Annotated in this window: 22 protein-coding genes; all 22 read left to right on the top strand. The window is 40.5% G+C overall.

Annotated elements, in window-relative coordinates; genetic code table 11:
* Position 1 precedes the first annotated feature (1 nt).
* A complete protein-coding gene (lacD, locus tag A3I9_RS0111975; protein WP_018379266.1) occupies positions 2-982 on the top strand; it encodes a tagatose-bisphosphate aldolase in 981 nt (326 codons plus the stop codon).
* A 230-nt stretch (positions 983-1,212) separates the two neighbouring features.
* Positions 1,213-2,046 (top strand): PRD domain-containing protein, encoded by an 834-nt coding sequence (locus tag A3I9_RS0111970; protein WP_018379265.1) that lies wholly within the window; start codon positions 1,213-1,215, stop codon positions 2,044-2,046.
* Positions 2,047-2,071: 25 nt separating this feature from the next.
* Positions 2,072-2,389 (top strand): PTS lactose/cellobiose transporter subunit IIA, encoded by a 318-nt coding sequence (locus tag A3I9_RS0111965; RefSeq protein WP_018379264.1) that lies wholly within the window; start codon positions 2,072-2,074, stop codon positions 2,387-2,389.
* Positions 2,389-4,083, top strand: coding sequence for a lactose-specific PTS transporter subunit EIIC (locus tag A3I9_RS0111960; protein WP_018379263.1), 1,695 nt, complete (start codon positions 2,389-2,391; stop codon positions 4,081-4,083). The genes A3I9_RS0111965 and A3I9_RS0111960 overlap by 1 nt, the downstream gene beginning before the upstream one ends.
* Before the next feature lie 70 nt (positions 4,084-4,153).
* A complete protein-coding gene (lacG, locus tag A3I9_RS0111955) occupies positions 4,154-5,560 on the top strand; it encodes a 6-phospho-beta-galactosidase (RefSeq protein WP_018379262.1) in 1,407 nt (468 codons plus the stop codon).
* 168 nt (positions 5,561-5,728) lie between these two features.
* Positions 5,729-5,884 (top strand): hypothetical protein, encoded by a 156-nt coding sequence (locus A3I9_RS13640; RefSeq protein ID WP_169333664.1) that lies wholly within the window; start codon positions 5,729-5,731, stop codon positions 5,882-5,884.
* A gap of 101 nt (positions 5,885-5,985) precedes the next feature.
* Positions 5,986-6,357, top strand: a complete 372-nt coding sequence (locus A3I9_RS0111945; RefSeq protein WP_018379260.1) for a GntR family transcriptional regulator — start codon at positions 5,986-5,988, stop codon at positions 6,355-6,357.
* Positions 6,358-6,360: 3 nt separating this feature from the next.
* A complete protein-coding gene (locus A3I9_RS0111940; protein ID WP_018379259.1) occupies positions 6,361-7,212 on the top strand; it encodes an ATP-binding cassette domain-containing protein in 852 nt (283 codons plus the stop codon).
* Positions 7,209-7,853 (top strand): ABC-2 transporter permease, encoded by a 645-nt coding sequence (locus tag A3I9_RS0111935; protein ID WP_018379258.1) that lies wholly within the window; start codon positions 7,209-7,211, stop codon positions 7,851-7,853. The genes A3I9_RS0111940 and A3I9_RS0111935 overlap by 4 nt, the downstream gene beginning before the upstream one ends.
* 182 nt (positions 7,854-8,035) lie before the next feature.
* Entirely contained in the window at positions 8,036-9,265 is a 1,230-nt protein-coding gene (locus A3I9_RS0111930; RefSeq protein ID WP_018379257.1) for an SPFH domain-containing protein, read from the top strand.
* A gap of 39 nt (positions 9,266-9,304) precedes the next feature.
* The gene (locus tag A3I9_RS0111925) at positions 9,305-10,393 is read left to right on the top strand and encodes a TFIIB-type zinc ribbon-containing protein (protein ID WP_018379256.1); all 1,089 of its coding nucleotides are present in this window, start codon (positions 9,305-9,307) and stop codon (positions 10,391-10,393) included.
* Between the two features lie 14 nt (positions 10,394-10,407).
* On the top strand, positions 10,408-11,583 hold the full coding sequence (locus A3I9_RS13085) for a TPM domain-containing protein (protein ID WP_018379255.1): 1,176 nt from the start codon (positions 10,408-10,410) through the stop codon (positions 11,581-11,583).
* Between the two features lie 145 nt (positions 11,584-11,728).
* Positions 11,729-11,959: a DUF1146 family protein gene (locus A3I9_RS0111915; protein WP_042361698.1), complete on the top strand. Its 231-nt coding sequence runs from the start codon at positions 11,729-11,731 to the stop codon at positions 11,957-11,959.
* A gap of 21 nt (positions 11,960-11,980) precedes the next feature.
* Complete coding sequence (gene murA / locus A3I9_RS0111910; RefSeq protein WP_018379253.1) at positions 11,981-13,264, top strand: UDP-N-acetylglucosamine 1-carboxyvinyltransferase; 1,284 nt, start codon at positions 11,981-11,983, stop codon at positions 13,262-13,264.
* Positions 13,257-13,448 (top strand): DNA-directed RNA polymerase subunit beta, encoded by a 192-nt coding sequence (locus A3I9_RS0111905; protein WP_018379252.1) that lies wholly within the window; start codon positions 13,257-13,259, stop codon positions 13,446-13,448. Before murA ends, A3I9_RS0111905 begins: the two co-directional genes overlap by 8 nt.
* A gap of 29 nt (positions 13,449-13,477) precedes the next feature.
* Positions 13,478-14,323, top strand: coding sequence for a DNA/RNA non-specific endonuclease (locus A3I9_RS0111900; protein WP_018379251.1), 846 nt, complete (start codon positions 13,478-13,480; stop codon positions 14,321-14,323).
* Entirely contained in the window at positions 14,316-14,804 is a 489-nt protein-coding gene (locus A3I9_RS0111895; RefSeq protein WP_018379250.1) for a GNAT family N-acetyltransferase, read from the top strand. Before A3I9_RS0111900 ends, A3I9_RS0111895 begins: the two co-directional genes overlap by 8 nt.
* A gap of 196 nt (positions 14,805-15,000) precedes the next feature.
* Positions 15,001-15,489 (top strand): hypothetical protein, encoded by a 489-nt coding sequence (locus A3I9_RS0111890; protein WP_018379249.1) that lies wholly within the window; start codon positions 15,001-15,003, stop codon positions 15,487-15,489.
* A gap of 168 nt (positions 15,490-15,657) precedes the next feature.
* On the top strand, positions 15,658-15,960 hold the full coding sequence (locus A3I9_RS0111880) for a hypothetical protein (protein WP_018379247.1): 303 nt from the start codon (positions 15,658-15,660) through the stop codon (positions 15,958-15,960).
* Positions 15,961-15,971: 11 nt separating this feature from the next.
* A complete protein-coding gene (locus A3I9_RS0111875; protein WP_018379246.1) occupies positions 15,972-16,643 on the top strand; it encodes a DUF2786 domain-containing protein in 672 nt (223 codons plus the stop codon).
* Positions 16,640-16,825, top strand: coding sequence for a hypothetical protein (locus A3I9_RS0111870; protein ID WP_018379245.1), 186 nt, complete (start codon positions 16,640-16,642; stop codon positions 16,823-16,825). Before A3I9_RS0111875 ends, A3I9_RS0111870 begins: the two co-directional genes overlap by 4 nt.
* Positions 16,826-16,969: 144 nt before the next feature.
* Positions 16,970-17,907, top strand: a 938-nt coding sequence (locus A3I9_RS0111865; protein WP_018379244.1) for a primase C-terminal domain-containing protein, incomplete at its 3' end; no start/stop codon positions are given.

The raw sequence follows: 17,907 nt of genomic DNA, 5'->3' as shown, positions 1-17,907 counted from the left end.
GATGGCACTAACAGAACAAAAGCGTCGCTATATGGAAAAGTTGAGTGATGAAAATGGCATTATCTCAGCCCTAGCCTTTGACCAACGTGGAGCTTTAAAACGCTTGATGGCGCAACATCAATCAGAAGAACCGACCGTAGCCCAAATGGAAGAGCTAAAAGTCTTGGTGGCTGAAGAGTTAACTCCCTTTGCATCGTCTATGTTGCTCGACCCAGAATATGGTCTGCCTGCCACAAAAGTCTTGCATCATGATGCTGGGCTCCTTCTTGCCTATGAGAAAACGGGTTATGATACCACCAGTACTAAACGCCTTCCAGATTGCTTGGATGGCTGGTCTGTCAAACGCCTGAAAGAAGAAGGTGCAGATGCGATTAAATTCTTGCTTTACTACGATGTGGATAGCGATGAAATCACCAATTGTCAGAAACAAACTTATATTGAGCGTATTGGTTCTGAGTGCGTGGCAGAAGACATTCCTTTTTATCTAGAAATTTTAGCCTACGATGAAACCATTTCGGATGCAACAAGTGTAGAATATGCCAAGGTGAAACCTCGTAAGGTCATTGAAGCCATGAAGGTCTTTTCAGCAGAACGTTTTGGTATTGACGTCTTGAAGGTAGAAGTGCCAGTCAACATGAACTTTGTGGAAGGGTTTGGAACTGGAGAAGTCGTATACACCAAGGCAGAAGCGNCAGCATACTTTAAGGAGCAAGATGGGGCGACCACTCTTCCTTACATCTACTTGAGTGCTGGAGTGTCTGCGAAATTGTTCCAAGATACCTTGGTCTTTGCCAAGGAATCTGGTGCCAACTTCAACGGTGTCCTTTGTGGTCGCGCTACATGGGCAGGTAGTGTGAAAGATTATATTGAAAAAGGGGAAGACGCTGCTCGCGAATGGCTTCGTACCACTGGATTCCAAAATATTGACGGATTAAACAAGGTCTTGAAGGAAACAGCAACACCGTGGACAGAAAAAATGTAAACAAAAATGAACAAAAAATGAACAAAAAGGTTAAAAATGTTATATTTTTTTAAACAGAAAAGGTTTACAAAGCAGAAAAAATTTGCTATAATCTATTTATCAATTGAATAAGGGTAGATCGTGACTATTACGGATAGGCGAGACTACAAATGGACGAGGGATAGGATTATCCTAGGTTTGTTTGTGGTCTCTTTTCTTTGCCATGAAACCATAAGAAAAGGAGGAATCACATGTATCGTGTTTTACAGGCACTCAATAATAATGTCGCTCTTGTAAAAGATGAGCACGATCAACAATTTGTTGTTATGGGTTTAGGTATTACCTTTCAAAAAAGAAAGGGGGACCTAATTGTTGAGAGCAAAATTGAGAAGATCTTTTCGCTCAAGAACACAGAGTCTAAAGAAAACTTTATGACTTTGCTGAAGGATATTCCACTGGATTTTGTCACTGTGACCTATGATGTCATTGAAACCTTATCTAGTAAATATGACTATCCTGTTCAAGAATATCTTTATGTGACATTGACTGATCATATTCATTGTGCCTACAAAGCAGTTCTAGAAGAGAATTATCAAGAAAGTAGACTTCCTAATATTTCGCAAGAATATAGTATTGAATATGTCATTGCAAAAGAAGCTCTTGCTATTTTTCGGCAGAAATTATTGAATGAATTACCAGATGATGAAATAGGACGAATAGCTCTTCACTTTATTAATGCTAAAAGTGTTGCAGGTGTAGAGAAATCATCAGAAGCTAGTATTACTCGGTCAGTAATTAGTAAGGTACAAAAAGAATTAGAAAATTCAGGAATTAGTAGAACTAAAGAAAATAGTAATTTTTATGATCGGTTAATGATACATTTAACCTATTTCTTACAGTATCTTAATCGTAGTAATAGCCATAATGAAGCTCTATATGAAATGAGAAAACATATTCAATTAGCGTATCCAGAAGCTTATCATGTTGGTAGTAAAATTTACGATATTATTGCAACAGAAACGGGAGTTGCAATAGAAGAAAGTGAAAAGTTCTATATCATTTTACATATTCAACGTTTACTCTAAAAATAATATAAAGGAGATTTTACTTATGAATAGAGAAGAAATCACACTATTGGGCTTTGAAATTGTATCATATGCTGGTGAAGCTCGTTCTAAATTGTTGGATGCCTTGAAGGCTGCGCAAACTGGTGAGTTTGATAAAGCAGAAGAACTGGTCGAGTCTGCAAATTCTAGTATTGTAGAAGCACATCATGCTCAAACTAGTTTACTGCAAAAAGAGGCGACAGGTGAGGATTTAGCTTTCAGTGTCACCCTAATGCATGGTCAAGATCATTTGATGACAACATTGTTGCTAAAAGATTTGATGAAACATATGATTGAACTATATAAGAGAGGAGTAAATTAATGAATAAACTTATTGCTCAAATTGAGAAAGGAAAACCATTTTTCGAAAAAATTTCTCGCAATATCTACTTGCGTGCCATCCGTGATGGTTTCATTGCAGGGATGCCAATTATTCTCTTCTCAAGTATCTTTATCCTAATTGCTTATGTTCCAAATGCGTGGGGATTCAAGTGGAGTGCAGATGTTGAGACGCTTTTAATGACCCCCTATAATTACTCAATGGGTATTTTAGGATTATTTGTCGCTGGTACAACTGCAAAAGCGTTGACTGATTCTATGAACCGATTATTGCCAAGCACTAACCAGATTAACTTCATTTCTACTATGCTAGCTGCGATTGTTGGATTTTTGTTGATGGCAGCAAATCCAGCGAAAGACGGTGGATTCTTAACAGGATTTATGGGAACAAAAGGGTTACTTACTGCCTTCATTGCCGCCTTTATCACTGTTAATATTTATAAAGTATGTGTGAAAAATAACGTGACGATTCGTATGCCCGAAGAGGTTCCACCGAATATTTCACAAGTTTTTAAAGACTTAATTCCATTTACACTTTCTGTTGTATTACTCTATGCTATTGAGTTGATTGTGCATAATACTTTGGGTGTTAATGTTGCAGAATCTATTGGTAAACTTTTAGCCCCCCTTTTCCAAGCGGCAGATGGTTATGTTGGCATTACCATTATCTTTGGTGCTTTTGCCTTCTTCTGGTTTATCGGGATTCATGGACCATCCATTGTGGAACCTGCAATTGCAGCTATCACTTACGCTAATGCAGAAGCAAATTTGCAACTGCTTCAGGCTGGTGAGCACGCAGATAAGATTTTAACTTCTGGTACTCAAATGTTCATCGTTACGATGGGCGGTACGGGTGCAACTCTTGTTGTTCCATTCATGTTCATGTGGTTGACCAAATCAAAACGTAACCGTGCTATCGGACGCGCTTCAGTTGTTCCAACATTCTTCGGGGTTAATGAACCAATCCTGTTTGGGGCACCACTTGTTTTGAATCCTATTTTCTTCATTCCGTTTATCCTAACGCCAATTGCCAATGTCTGGATTTTCAAATTCTTCATTGATGGTTTAGGCATGAATAGCTTTACCGCAAACTTACCTTGGACAACTCCAGCACCTCTTGGTCTTGTCTTGGGAACGAATTTCCAAATCTTGTCATTTATCTTGGCTGCAGTCTTGATTGTTGTTGACGTAGCTATCTATTATCCATTTTTAAAGGTTTATGATGGGCAAATTCTTGAAGAAGAACGTACAGGAAAATCTTCAGATGACTTAAAAGAAAAAGTTGCTGCAAACTTTAATACAGCTAAAGCAGATGCTATTCTTGAAAAAGCAGGTGTCACCGAAGCTAAAGAAATCACAGAACAAACAAATGTCCTTGTTCTCTGTGCTGGTGGTGGAACCAGTGGTCTTTTGGCAAATGCATTAACCAAGGCAGCTAAAGAGTATGGCGTGCCGGTAACAGCGACAGCTGGTAGTTATGGTGCTCACCGCGAAATTTTACCAGAATATCAATTAGTAATTCTAGCACCTCAAGTGGCTTCCAACTATGAAGATATGAAACTTGAGACGGAAAAACTGGGAATCAAACTGGCTAAGACCGAAGGAGCTCAATATATCAAATTGACTCGCGATGGTCAGGGCGCTTTAGAATTTGTTAAACAACAAATGGAAAATTAAGAAATCATTTAAGGAAGGATGGAGGCAACTCAATCCTCCCTTTTGTGTTTTAGATAAAGAGGATGATTACATGACAAAAACATTACCTAAAGATTTTATCTTTGGTGGCGCGACAGCCGCCTATCAAGCAGAAGGAGCAACAAAAACAGATGGGAAAGGACCAGTTGCTTGGGATAAGTACCTAGAAGATAATTACTGGTACACAGCTGAGCCAGCTAGTAATTTTTATAATCGCTACCCTGTTGATTTGAAATTAGCTGAAGAATTTGGGGTCAATGGGATTCGGATTTCGATTGCTTGGTCACGTATTTTTCCAACAGGATTTGGCCAAGTAAATGCCAAAGGCGTTGAGTTTTACCACAAACTCTTTGCAGAATGTCACAAGCGTGGAGTTGAGCCCTTTGTGACTTTGCACCATTTTGATACGCCTGAGGCGCTACATTCAAATGGGGATTTCTTAAATCGTGAAAATATTGACCATTTTGTAAACTATGCAGAATTTTGCTTCAAAGAATTTCCAGAAGTAAATTATTGGACGACCTTTAACGAAATTGGTCCAATCGGTGATGGTCAGTACTTGGTCGGTAAATTTCCTCCAGGGATCCAGTATGACTTGGCTAAAGTTTTTCAATCCCACCACAACATGATGGTTTCTCATGCGCGTGCGGTTAAGCTGTTTAAAGATGGTGGCTATTCTGGTGAAATTGGGGTTGTTCATGCCCTGCCAACTAAATATCCTTACGATAAAAATAATCCAGCAGATGTTCGCGCAGCTGAATTGGAAGATATTATCCATAATAAATTTATTCTTGATGCGACTTATTTAGGTCACTATTCAAAAGCGACTATGGAAGGTGTGAATCGTATCCTTTCCTTAAATGGTGGTCAACTAGATTTACGTGATGAAGATTTTGTAGTTCTAGAAGCAGCTAAAGATTTAAATGACTTCCTTGGCATCAACTACTACATGAGTGACTGGATGCAAGCCTTTGATGGCGAAACGGAAATCATTCACAACGGTAAGGGGGAAAAGGGTAGCTCTAAGTACCAAATTAAAGGTGTCGGACGTCGTGAAGCACCAGTTGATATACCAAAAACTGACTGGGACTGGATCATCTACCCACAAGGACTATATGACCAGATTATGCGTGTTAAACATGATTATCCAAACTACAAAAAAATCTACATCACAGAAAATGGTTTGGGCTATAAAGATGAGTTCGTTGATAACACGGTTTATGACGATGGGCGTATTGATTATGTGAAGAAACATTTGGAAGTGATTTCTGATGCGATTGCGGAGGGTGCAAATGTCAAAGGCTACTTTATCTGGTCCTTGATGGATGTATTCTCATGGTCAAATGGCTATGAAAAACGATACGGCCTCTTCTATGTAGACTTTGAGACTCAGGAGCGTTATCCTAAGAAGAGTGCCTATTGGTACAAGAAAGTAGCAGAAACTCAAGTTATTGAATAGAGTAGAGAAGATTTCCCTACGGTTTTCCGTTATCTTAAAACCATTTCCTTGCGAAGTGAGAATGCTGGTCAATACCTACCAGATGATATCCGAGAGTTGATAAGTGAAAAATGGCAAGCAGAAAAACAGTTTGCACTACTCTATAGCAGTACAGAACATAAGAAAACTATGCTAAAGGGAAGAAGTACAGCGGCATATTTTGCCATGGCTTTCTCAGACGATCATAAACTATTGATTTATAGGAAGCAACAGACTAATCGAGAAGATGTCAATGGCAATGCTGTCATCTTTATCCAAATCTTTGGCTCTAAACGGGCTTATTAAGAAACTATTGTAAGAAACTGGTAAATCTTAAGGATTTGCTGGTTTTTTTGTTTTATTCTTGACAACAGTTATATACTGTTTATATAAAGTGAGGTGGAAAAATGAAACTCATCATCAGTACACATAGTAAGGTTCCGATTTACGAGCAAATTGTGGACCAGATCAAGAAATTGATTCGACAGGGGAAGTTGATTGAAAATGACATTCTACCTTCTGTTCGAACTCTGTCCAAAGAGCTAAAAATCAGTGCGTTGACGGTGAAAAAAGCTTATGATGTCTTGGAAGAGGAAGGATTTACAGTCACAGTACACGGGAAAGGAACCTATGTTGCTGCTGTCAGTCAAGAATTGTTGTTAGAGGAACAGAAGCAAGAGATAGAATTTGCCTTGGAACAAATCGTAGAAAAGGGTAGGCGCTATGGTTTAGCTGATGAAGATTTGCAATCCTTATTTCAGTTAGTGATGGAGGAGTAAGTGATGATTAAATTAGATAGATTGAAAAAACAATACAAAGATTTTTCACTAGATTGTTCATTGGAGGTCAAATCGGGATATATTACGGGTCTAATTGGAGCAAACGGCGCAGGAAAAAGCACGACATTTAAAGCGATTCTTGGGCTCATCAAACCAGATAGTGGCTCTATTCGGCTATTTGGAAAAGAGATTGGGGACTTGTCTATTACTGAAAAGGGACAGATAGGTGCTGTATTATCTGATTCAGGTTTTAGCAACTATCTTCAGATTCGAGATTTGGTACCCATTTTACAGGGATTATACAAAGGCTTTAACGCCACTTGGTTTATTGAACAGGTCCGGCATTTTCGTCTACCAGAGGACAAACAAATCAAGGATTTTTCGACAGGAATGAAAGCAAAACTGAAAATACTAGTTGCTCTGTCCGGTCAGCCGAAATGTTTGATTTTAGATGAACCAACTGCTGGTTTAGATGTGCTTGCGCGCGACGAAATTTTAGACTTGTTGCGAGATTTTATGGAGCAAGATGAAGAACGTTCTATCTTGATTAGTTCCCATATTTCTAGCGATTTAGAAACTATCTGTGATGATTTGTATTTCATCGAAGATGGAAGGGTGATATTGCACGCAGATACGGATATATTGTTAGACAATTATGGAATCATAAAGGTGGAAGTGGATGACTATAAAGAGCTAGACCAGAATTACATTCTTCGTTCTGTCAAAACATCCTATGGATATCGTTGTTTAACAAACGAAAAAGCCTACTATCTGGAAAATTCACCTCAACTTGTCGTCGAAAATGCTTCGATAGACGATGTGTTAGAGTTAATGATAAAGGGGGTGAGGTCATGAAAGGGCTATTGATCAAAGATGTGAAAATCATATTATTGCAAAAGAAATTTTTCTTCTTGCTCCTATTGGTTACCGTTGGTTTACTCATTTCCTCAGAAGACATCACTTTTCCATTAGGATTTTTCCCAGGAATCCTTTCCTTGTTTGCACTGACGACCATTAGTTATGATGAACTGGACAATGGGCAAGCTTTCCTCTTTACGTTGCCAATCACGCGAAGAATGTATGTGATGGAGAAATATGGCTTGGGATTGTTATTGACTATTCCATCGCTATTGGTGACAACTGTATCTGCAGCTATGATTAGCTGGTTGAAGGGAAATGTACAGTTGTCAGGCCTGTTCCTATTTACAGTACTCCTCTTTCCTGTTTTTCTAATGATCCAAGCCTTGATGTTTCCTGTTCAATTAAAATATGGGGCTGAGAAAGGAAGAATCGTCCTAATGGGAGGAATGGGACTTTTGATGTTTCTTGCGATGGGACTAAAAGCTCTGCTAAAGAATGAATGGAATCAGCTTTTCCAAGGGTTCTCGATTATTCCTATGAAAGGGCTATTGGTCTTTTGGTTACTGAGTGGTGGCTTGCTTTTCTTCTTGTCAATGAAGTGGAGTGTGGTGATAATGGAACAGAAAGAATTTTGACAACGTAGCTGTATTGATGAGGTCTGAGTATTAGAAATGGTATTCAGATTTTTCTTTTTCTTTACCAGAATGAGATGCGACAATTTCTATAAAAAAAGGTATAATAAAGATAGTTGAAAACGCTTATACGGTTAATGCCATGGTAATTGGCACAGTCGTTCTGTAACCAAAAGGAGGAGTATATGGGATTAGTGAAAGCAGGGGCAGGTGCCCTAGGAGGTGTATTGGCCGATCAGTGGAAAGAGTTTTTCTCTTGTGATGCCTTAGACAATGATGTCTTAGTTGTAAAAGGGCAGAAAAATATTTCTGGTCGTTCTTCCAATACAAAAGCCAGTGACAATGTTATTTCAGATGGTTCAGGAATCATTGTTGCAGATGGTCAATGTATGATCATCGTTGAGCAAGGAAAAGTCGTTGAAATCTGTGCTGAACCAGGTCAATATACGTATAACACCGCTATTGAACCAAGTATTTTTTCAGGAAACCTTGGGGAAGCGATTTTAAAAACCTTTAAAGAAATTGGGAAACGCTTTACATATGGTGGAGAGGCTCCTAAAGACCAACGGGTCTATTATTTCAATACCAAAGAATTGATGGACAATAAATTTGGCACACCTAATCCAATTTTATTCCGTGTGGTAGACCGCAATATTGGTTTAGATTTAGATGTCAGTCTGCGTTGTTCAGGTTTGTATTCATACCGAATTACCAACCCAATCCTCTTTTATACCAATGTTTCTGGTAATGTAGAACGCGAGTATTTGAGAGAAGAGATTGATGCGCAGCTCAAGACAGAGTTTATTAGTGCCTTGCAACCAGCTTTGGCAAAAATTTCTGAAATGCAAGTTCGACCAAGCGCCTTACCAGCTCATGCTGAGGCATTATCAGTAGCCATGAACGAAGCTCTTACTCAAAAATGGGCTGAAAAACGTGGGATTTCTGTTGTCTCTGTCGCGATGAACCCAATCACTCTGACAGAAGAATACGAAGAAATGATTCGTCAGGCACAGGGCGCAGCGATTTACCGTGACCCAAATATGGCAGGTGCAGCCATGACAGCAGCAACTGCGGATGCCATGCGCTCTGCTGCTGAAAATCCTAATGGTGCCTTCATGGGCTATATGGGCATGGGAATGGCGCAACAAGCTGGTGGCATTGATACCAAAGCACTGTATGAAATGGGCCAAAAACAGGCACAAGAGGCAGCTTCTCATCAAACAAGCCCTCAAACTACTGCGAGCGCTTGGACTTGTCCAGATTGTCAGAGTGCGAATACTGGCAATTTCTGTAGCAATTGCGGGAAGGCAAAGCCAGCCGTAGCCACAGCCAAATTCTGCAGTAATTGTAGGTGGAAGGTAGCGGATCTTACGAATCCACCAAAATTCTGTCCAGAATGTGGCAATGCCTTTTAAGAACAGATCTATTCTGTCATTGACAAGGGGGGTGATGCCATGGCAGAAGTGATTGAATACAAATGTCCCAACTGTGGTGGGGCGATTGCCTTTGATTCCCGCATTCAAAAAATGAAATGTCCTTACTGTGACTCCGAGTTAGAGATGGAGAGTCTTAAACATCTGGATGAGCAATTACAGGACTTACCAGCTTCAAAGGAGCTCACATTGGAGGAGCAAAAGGAGAACCAATGGGAAGGCACAGATGAAGAACCTATGAATCTTTACGTCTGTGAATCCTGTGGCGGTCAGCTAGTGGCTGATGAAAATACAGCAGCGACTTCCTGTCCCTATTGTGACAATCCGATTGTACTGAAAGAGCGTCTGGCGGGCGCCTTAAGACCAGACGTGGTCATTCCTTTCAAATTGGATAAAAAGGCTGCCAAAGCAGCACTCAGCAAACATTTAGTCGGAAAACGTCTGTTGCCAACAGTTTTCAAAGATGAAAATCATATCGATGAAGTGAAGGGACTATATGTTCCCTTCTGGATATTTGATGCAGATGTTGAAGCGGATATGCGCTACAAGGGGACAATGGTACGGACATGGAGTGATAGCAACTACACGTATACGGAAACCAACTTTTTCTCCTTACTACGTTCGGGGACGATGCAGTTTGAGCATATACCTGTAGATGGGTCTAGTAAATTGGATAACCGATTGATGGAGGCCTTAGAACCCTTTGATTTTTCAGAAGCGGTTGATTTTCAAACGGCCTATCTAGCAGGTTATTTAGCAGATAAATACGACCAGACATCCGAAGAGAGCATTTCTTCTGCCAATACACGGGTTAAAACAACCACAGAAAAGATGTTTCTGGGAACAACTTCTGGTTATTTAAATGTTATCCATGATGAAGATAGTATCCGGCTTCATAACGATGAAGCTATATATGCACTTTATCCAGTTTGGCTTTTGAATACGACTTGGCAAGGGAAAAAATATACCTTTGCCATGAATGGACAAACGGGTAAGTTCGTAGGAGATTTGCCACTAGACAAAAGCGCCTATTGGAAATATTTCTCTATTACGGGTTTTAGTGTGGCCTTGATTTGCTTTGCCTTAGCTTGGCTATTTTACCTGATGTAAGAAGGAGGTCTGATATGAAAAAATTAGGTTTCGTTTTAATCGCCTTCTTACTTAGTCTGGTAGTGATCATGCCAGTATATGCAGATGAAACTGGCTATATCCGTGATTGTCTAACTGTCCTTGACGCAACAGAAGATGCATTTTATGAAAAAGAGGCACAACGACTCGCCTCTGATCATCAGTTACACGTCTATTTTCTCGCTATGGAGACTTCTGCGGAAAACATGGAAGCGACGATTTCTCGTCTCTATGAGGAAATTGGTTCGCAGAAAGACGCTGTTATTTTAGCGCTTAACTATGAAACGAATGTCGGAGAAACGTACTTTCTTGGAAGCAGTAAGGAACGTTTGAAGTTGGACGATGACCAATTCTTGTGGAAGGCTTATCATGCAGAACATACCATTCAAGATGGAATTGAAAGTTATTTCGCCACTATTCAAGCACGGTTTGAAGTACCGCCACGTTTAGTAGATGAAGCAGATTTGCTGTCACAATCAGAAGAAGAAGAGCTTTTGACAACATTAGACGAAATCAGCACGCGCCAAAAAATGGATGTGGTGGTCGCAACGGTCAATGGTCTAAGAGGAAAAACGGCAGAAGCTTTTGCGGATGATTTTTTTGACTATCATAACTATGGTCAAGGTGATGATCATGACGGGATTCTACTCTTAGTCAGTATGGAGGATCGTGACTGGCATCTATCAACTTCTGGAACGGCCATTCGAACCTTCACAGATGCAGGTTTGAACTATATGTCGGACAGCTTTCTCCCGTTTTTGAGTAGCGGTGATGTTGCTCAAGCTTTTTCAACCTATGCTGGTTTGGCAGATCAATTTATCACTCAAGCGAAGACTGATAAGCCTTATGATGTGGGAAATTTACCAAAGGAACCCTTTAACGTGCTGTTATGGGGAGGTGCCTCATTGTTAACAGGAATCGTAGTAGCTTGGGGCTATACAGCATGGTTAAAAGGGCAGTTGACATCGGTTCGACCACAAATAGGAGCTCAACGCTATGTAAAAGAGGGAAGTTTTCGGTTGACGAAGTCACAAGATCTCTTCTTATACCGTACAGTGAATAGACATGCAAGGCCTAAATCTTCCAATCAGTTCGGTGGTGGAAGTGGAGGGTCAAGCATCCACATTTCTTCTTCTGGTCATTCACATGGCGGTAGCGGAGGAAAATTTTAAACAAGGGAAGGCACCGTATTTCATCGTTACAGATGGAAAGCGGTGCCTTTTCGTATGTGGAATATTCTAAAACGATGTATTAGGGTGAGATTGGGGAGCGTGTCTCTCGATAGCCATGTTGTCCAAATTTTGTTATAATGAATGTATGATTTTGTATGTAACATTTTTGAGCCATCTACTTTTTATTTATATGGCTTATCAGCTCTTAATCAGTGTGGTGGATTGGAGTAAGTTTCTAAAGGGAGCAGCAGAAAATCGCTTAAAAATTCAGTTATTGATGCTCTTTTTAGCGATTGGGATGGGGTATATGGTTTCGACCTTTTTCTTAGACATCCTTGTCATGAGTCGTCAATTTGCACAGCTATTCACACAATAAAGAAGGTAAAAAGGAAAAAACATGGACACAATTATAGTAAAAGGTGGTCAGGCTCGTCTTACAGGTGAGGTGACTATTGAAGGAGCAAAAAATGCGGTATTGCCACTGTTGGCAGCAACTATTTTAGCTAGCGAGGGGCATACTGTATTGTCAAATGTTCCAATTTTGTCGGATGTTTTCACGATGAATAATGTCGTTCGTGGTTTGGATATTGATGTGATCTTTGACCAAGACCAAAATACGATTACAGTGGATGCAAACGGAACGATTGGGAGTAAGGCTCCATATAAGTATGTGAACCAGATGCGGGCCTCTATCGTAGTGCTAGGTCCGATTTTAGCCCGTAACGGATATGCGCGTGTTTCGATGCCAGGTGGTTGTACCATTGGGAGCCGGCCAATTGATCTCCATTTAAAGGGCTTAGAAGCTATGGGCGCAAAGATAAGCCAAAAAGCTGGATATATTGAAGCGCGGGCAGAGCGTCTCCAAGGAGCTCATTTTTACATGGATTTCCCAAGTGTTGGTGCGACTCAAAACCTAATGATGGCCGCGACATTGGCAGAGGGAACGACTGTGATCGAAAATGCAGCGCGTGAGCCTGAGATTGTTGACTTGGCTATCCTGCTCAATAAAATGGGGGCTAATGTCAAGGGGGCTGGTACAGAAACCTTGACGATTAAGGGTGTATCAAGCCTTCATGGTGCAGAACATCAAGTAGTACAAGACCGTATTGAGGCGGGAACCTTCATGGTGGCTGCTGCCATGACTGGTGGTGATGTATTAGTGAAAGATGCTATCTGGGAGCACAATCGTCCCTTGATTTCAAAAATGATGGAAATGGGTGTCGAAGTGACAGAAGAAGATGCTGGGATTCGTGTTCGCTCAGATGTCTCTAAGTTAAAGCCTGTTATGGTAAAGACATTGCCACATCCAGGTTTTCCAACAGATATGCAGGCGCAATTTACAGCACTGATGGCTGTGGCAAATGGTGAATCAACCATGATTGAAACAGTCTTTGAAAATCGTTTCCAACATTTAGAAGAAATGCGTCGGATGGACTTGCACTCAGATATTCTACGTGATACTGCGATCATATCAGGTGGCAAGCCGCTTCAAGGGGCAGAGGTAATGTCAACAGACTTACGTGCCAGTGCCGCCTTGATTTTAGCTGGGCTTGTAGCAGAAGGAGAAACCATCGTGGGCAAGTTGACCCATCTGGACCGTGGCTACTATCGTTTCCACGAAAAATTAGCTGCTCTTGGAGCAGATATCAAACGAGTGAATTACGAGGAAGAAGATGACTAAAGAAAGTTTATACTATGTAGGACGACAACTACTATTTGTACTTTTGATTTTACTCCTTGCTTGCGTGATCTTTGCCTTAGGTTTGATCGTAGGGTATAGTGTAGTCGGAAATGGAGAAAATGGTTTGTCTATTTTATCAGTAGATAAATGGCAGGACATTATCAGTAAATTTACAGGAAAGTAGGGAGACCTACTTTTTTCTTAGGAGAGAAAATGTCGCAGAAAAAAATTAACAAACAAACGACAAGTTTGCTTAGTCTAATAGTAACAGCTCTGCTATTACTAGGAGGCTACTTGTATCCACAGATTCATGATGGAAGTCTAGAAAGTTCTCAAGTTACCTATTTTGCCAATGATTCCAAGACGAGTGAGGTCACGCCAAGCAAGGAGTTAGCGTCAAGTGTTTTGGTAGAGTCGGTCCGTAAACAATTAGGAAATAACGTGGTTTGGAATGGTGCCGGAGCTTTTATTGTGAATGAAAATCAGACAAATTTGAAGGCAGACGTAGCCAGTGTTCCTTACGCAGAGAATAAAACAAAAAACGTGCAGGGAGAAATGGTGCCTACAGTTGCAAATGCCCTTCTGAGCAAGGCCACTCGCCAATACAAAAGCCGTGAAGAAACGGGACAAGGGTATACGGAATGGAAACCCGCAGGTTGGCATCAAGTACATGATTTACCAGGGGAATATGACCATGCAGTGGACCGTGGTCACTTACTTGGTTATGCCATTATTGGAGGGCTTTCTGGCTTTGATGCATCGACAGGAAATGCGAAGAACATAGCCGTCCAGACAGCGTGGTCCAATCAGTCAGATGAGCAGTGGTCCACGGGTCAAAACTATTATGAAACACAAATTCGACGAGCTTTAGACCGCAACAAGCGAATTCGCTACCGTGTGACCTTGATTTATGCACAGGATAAGGACCTAGTGCCTGTCGGTTCTCATCTGGAAGCCAAGGCAACAGATAACAGTTTGCAGTTTAATGTCTTTATTCCCAATGTCCAGTCTGGTCTTAGCATCAATTATACGACGGGAGAGGTGACGGTGAATGACTAGGATTCTTTCAGTCCGAGAAACTATTCGCTTGCGTCCTTTTTCAGAAAGGGATGACCTCGGAGTTGCTTTTGAATGGTATCAAGATGAGGAGCTAGTGTATCTGGTCGATGGAGTTCGAGAGGCCTATTCAATGGAAAAATTGAAACGGATGTATCGTTATCTAGCCAACCACGGACAGCTCTATTGGATTGAGGTTAATATGGATTCTGTGTGGGTGCCGATTGGGGATGTGGCACTTTGCGATGACAATCTGCCTATGGTAATTGGTCACCCTGATTTTCGAGGAAAAGGTATTGGCAAAGCTGTGCTGTTCACTTTAGTAGCAGAAGCACGGAAAATGGGAAAGGCAAGCCTGTTCGTTCCTGAAATCTACCACTACAATCGTGCCTCACAGGCTTGTTATGAAAGTGTCGGGTTTGTAAAAATCTCTGAAAATAACCATGCCGCTGCCTATCGCTTAGTAAGTGGTAAGAGTTTTTAGAATAGAAAATAATCCTGTATTTATGAGGAGAACGGAGAAATCTGTTCTCCTTTTTGTTCGCTTAAAATCTTGTAAGAGGGAGGGATTACCATGGAGAAATTGAAAATTTTAATATATATTGGACAATTAGAGTTTTATAAATTCATTTAACATTTCTTGAGTGGTGATTAATAAATGACACAATCAGGAGGATATGATGACTAGAAATGAATTTTACAATCAGTTAATCAATAGTGATCCATTGGGTTTTATCGATCCTCTGACCGATCTAGGAGAATTTGATTTTGTTCAGATGAAATTCAAAGAGCCTGTTCATCAGTTAATCAATAAGTACTCTGGTCAACCTTATAATCCTAACTGGCAGAATAAGATTGAACAGATGAGGGGATTATATATCCAGTATCATAAAAGTATAACGCTAGAGGATGAGAGTATTCGTCATAGAGTTAGAAACCAAGAATCTAAAGAATATGTCCATAAAATTGTTACAACTTATTTGGCTTTGGGCTTTAAATTTAAAGAGATTGAAAAACGTTTGCCTTTATCTTATAAGCAACTAATACGAGGTCGTAAGAGAAGTGATTTTGTAACCGCATCAAGCCCTGAATTTTATTTGAAAAGAGACTTACACGATGGTTACTGTATGCCAAGATTTTCTCTCCCTAAGAGTATGAAAGTTAATTAAAGGAGCTGTTATGAGACAAGAAGCAATAGGAATTTGTAAGGAGTGTGGTTGTACATGGACAACTCCATGTGTTGATCAAAAATTTGATCCATGCTGGTGGATGGAAGACAGTAACCAAGATTTATGCAGTCATTGTTATTATGGCTTGAATGAGGAGGAGATCCAACTATGAAGGTCTATTATTGTCCAGGATTTGATTGGTTAGAACGAGATGAAGATTTTGGAAAACAAACAATGGAGAACCCAGAAACTCACTGGGTGAAGGATAAGGAGAAAAATGTTTTATGTGTGATTGGCCCAGGTAATCATATAGGAGCTGTATTGTTTATCTTGAAAAAATTCTATGGCCTCCATTTTATTCATGAGGAGGAATTACCAAAGTGGCGAGAAATTATTTCTAAAAATATGATTTTTCATAATGCTTGGGTCAACAATCCGGATCATTATGCAGAGTATTTGCCGAAGTGGTAGGAGGTTATCTCATGTCTGAAAAAATAATTGAAAAAGTCAAAAACTTACTAGACTTAGCTTACGACGCTCCGAATGATGAAGAAGGCCAGACTGCCCTTCTGATGGCCCAGAAGCTCATGGTGAAGCACAATCTGTCCTTGCACGATGTCAATGCTCAAAAGAAAAATGACAATATAGGCGAGACGGTTGGCCACAGGGCGTATAGGATGTCTTGGTGGAAAGAAGAACTTGCTGCTATTCTTGGAGAAAATTTCAGATGCCAAACGATTAGAAGACGTAAGTGCAAAGAAGGAATTACTCAGATGATTTTCTTCGGATATGAAGCAGATGCTGAATTATGTACCAAGGTTTATGAGGGTGCAATTCTATATCTAGAATATCGAATTAAGCGCCTTTTTCCTACCGTACCTAAGTCTCGCTGGTTAGACTATAAAAAATCGTATTTATTGGGTTTCTTGCAAGGTATAGGACAACGGTTTCGAGCTCAAAGACAAGCTTCAGAAGAATTTGCTTTGGCTGTTCAGGTTCCTGCTGAAGTCCTTGAAGAGGAACGTAAACGGTTCGGAGAACTGGGGGGCAGATCGATCAAAACACCAATTGAAACGATTGATTTTGAAGCTTATGCTGAAGGGCAGAACCATGCGAAAGAAACAAAACTGATGCCAGAGGAGTTAGTAGGATGAGAACAATCACAGCACAAATTGAAGCCTGTATGACAGAGTTAGAAAATTACAGTCCATCTCTCGCGGAACTTTCTAAGAGTCAGTATTATCTCCTGAAGCAAACGAATGCTGCGCTGTCAGACTATGAAGATTTTTTGAGTGATTTGGAAGGAACGATCACGATTTTTAAGAAAGGAGTATAGAAAATGTTCGAATTGTTTTGTAACCATTGCTTGGAGTGGTTTTCCAGTGATGATGAAATAGATGATTGTGTAGATTGCGGAGCAGAATGCTGTGTATATGAGTTCGGAGATGTAGATTAACTATAACAAGTGAGAAGGAATCAGATGAATCTAACAGACATTCACAACTTAATTCTACGAGATAGCCTAAGAAACTATAAGTTTAGAAACAGCCATCTAAAACCTGTCTCTTCAGCTGAAGAAGGAAAACGTGGAGCTATCTTTGCCTACCGTTCTAAGGCCAATATGGTCAAGGCACGTGGCCTTGTTCTAACATCGATGGAAGCCATTATGGAGAACCAGGATAGTTTTACTCACTGGACACCCAACGCTTATCGGTTTGGCACCTACAGTGACGAGAAACGCCAGATTACACGTGGCCATGCGGAAGAGAATCTAAGACAGATTAACACCTTTTACATTGACTTTGACATAACCTCTTCAGCCGATGAGATCACCTCTGGAGATATTCTGACAACGGCCATTGATTTAGGATTTATGCCTACGCTTATCCTGAAATCAGATAAAGGCTACCAGGCTTATTTTGTCCTGGAAGAACCAGCCTACGTGACCACTCATTCACAGTTTAGAGTGGTAAAGGTGGCCAAGGCGATTTCCCAAAATTTGAGAAATTATTTTGGCCAACATCTGCCAGTAGACATGACCTGCAATCACTTTGGGATTGCACGAATGCCACGGACAGATAACGTCGAGTTTTTCCATGCGGAATATACGTATTCCTTCCAGGAGTGGTTGGACTGGTCNATGAAACAGTCNGAGTTACCATTTCCAAGTAAGAGNCCAAATTTAACGGTTATTTCCGGAACAGAAGGGATCAAACAANTCGATGAACCCTGGTATCNATTACTGCTGAGAGAAGCAAACATCAAGGGTTCTAAGGCATTGATGGGCAGAAACAACGTGCTATTTACTCTGGCTCTGGCNAACTTCTCATCTGGTGTTTCTCAGAGCGATTGTGAGAGTGTTTTAGCTGAATTTAATGGGTACTTGGCCGAACCACTCTCTCAAAAGGAGTTTTCAAA

The sequence above is a fragment of the Streptococcus ovis DSM 16829 genome, assembly GCF_000380125.1.
Lineage (GTDB): Bacteria > Bacillota > Bacilli > Lactobacillales > Streptococcaceae > Streptococcus > Streptococcus ovis.
The sequence above is the reverse complement of the archived record's forward strand: the minus strand, read 5'-3'. Positions and strand labels throughout refer to the sequence as shown.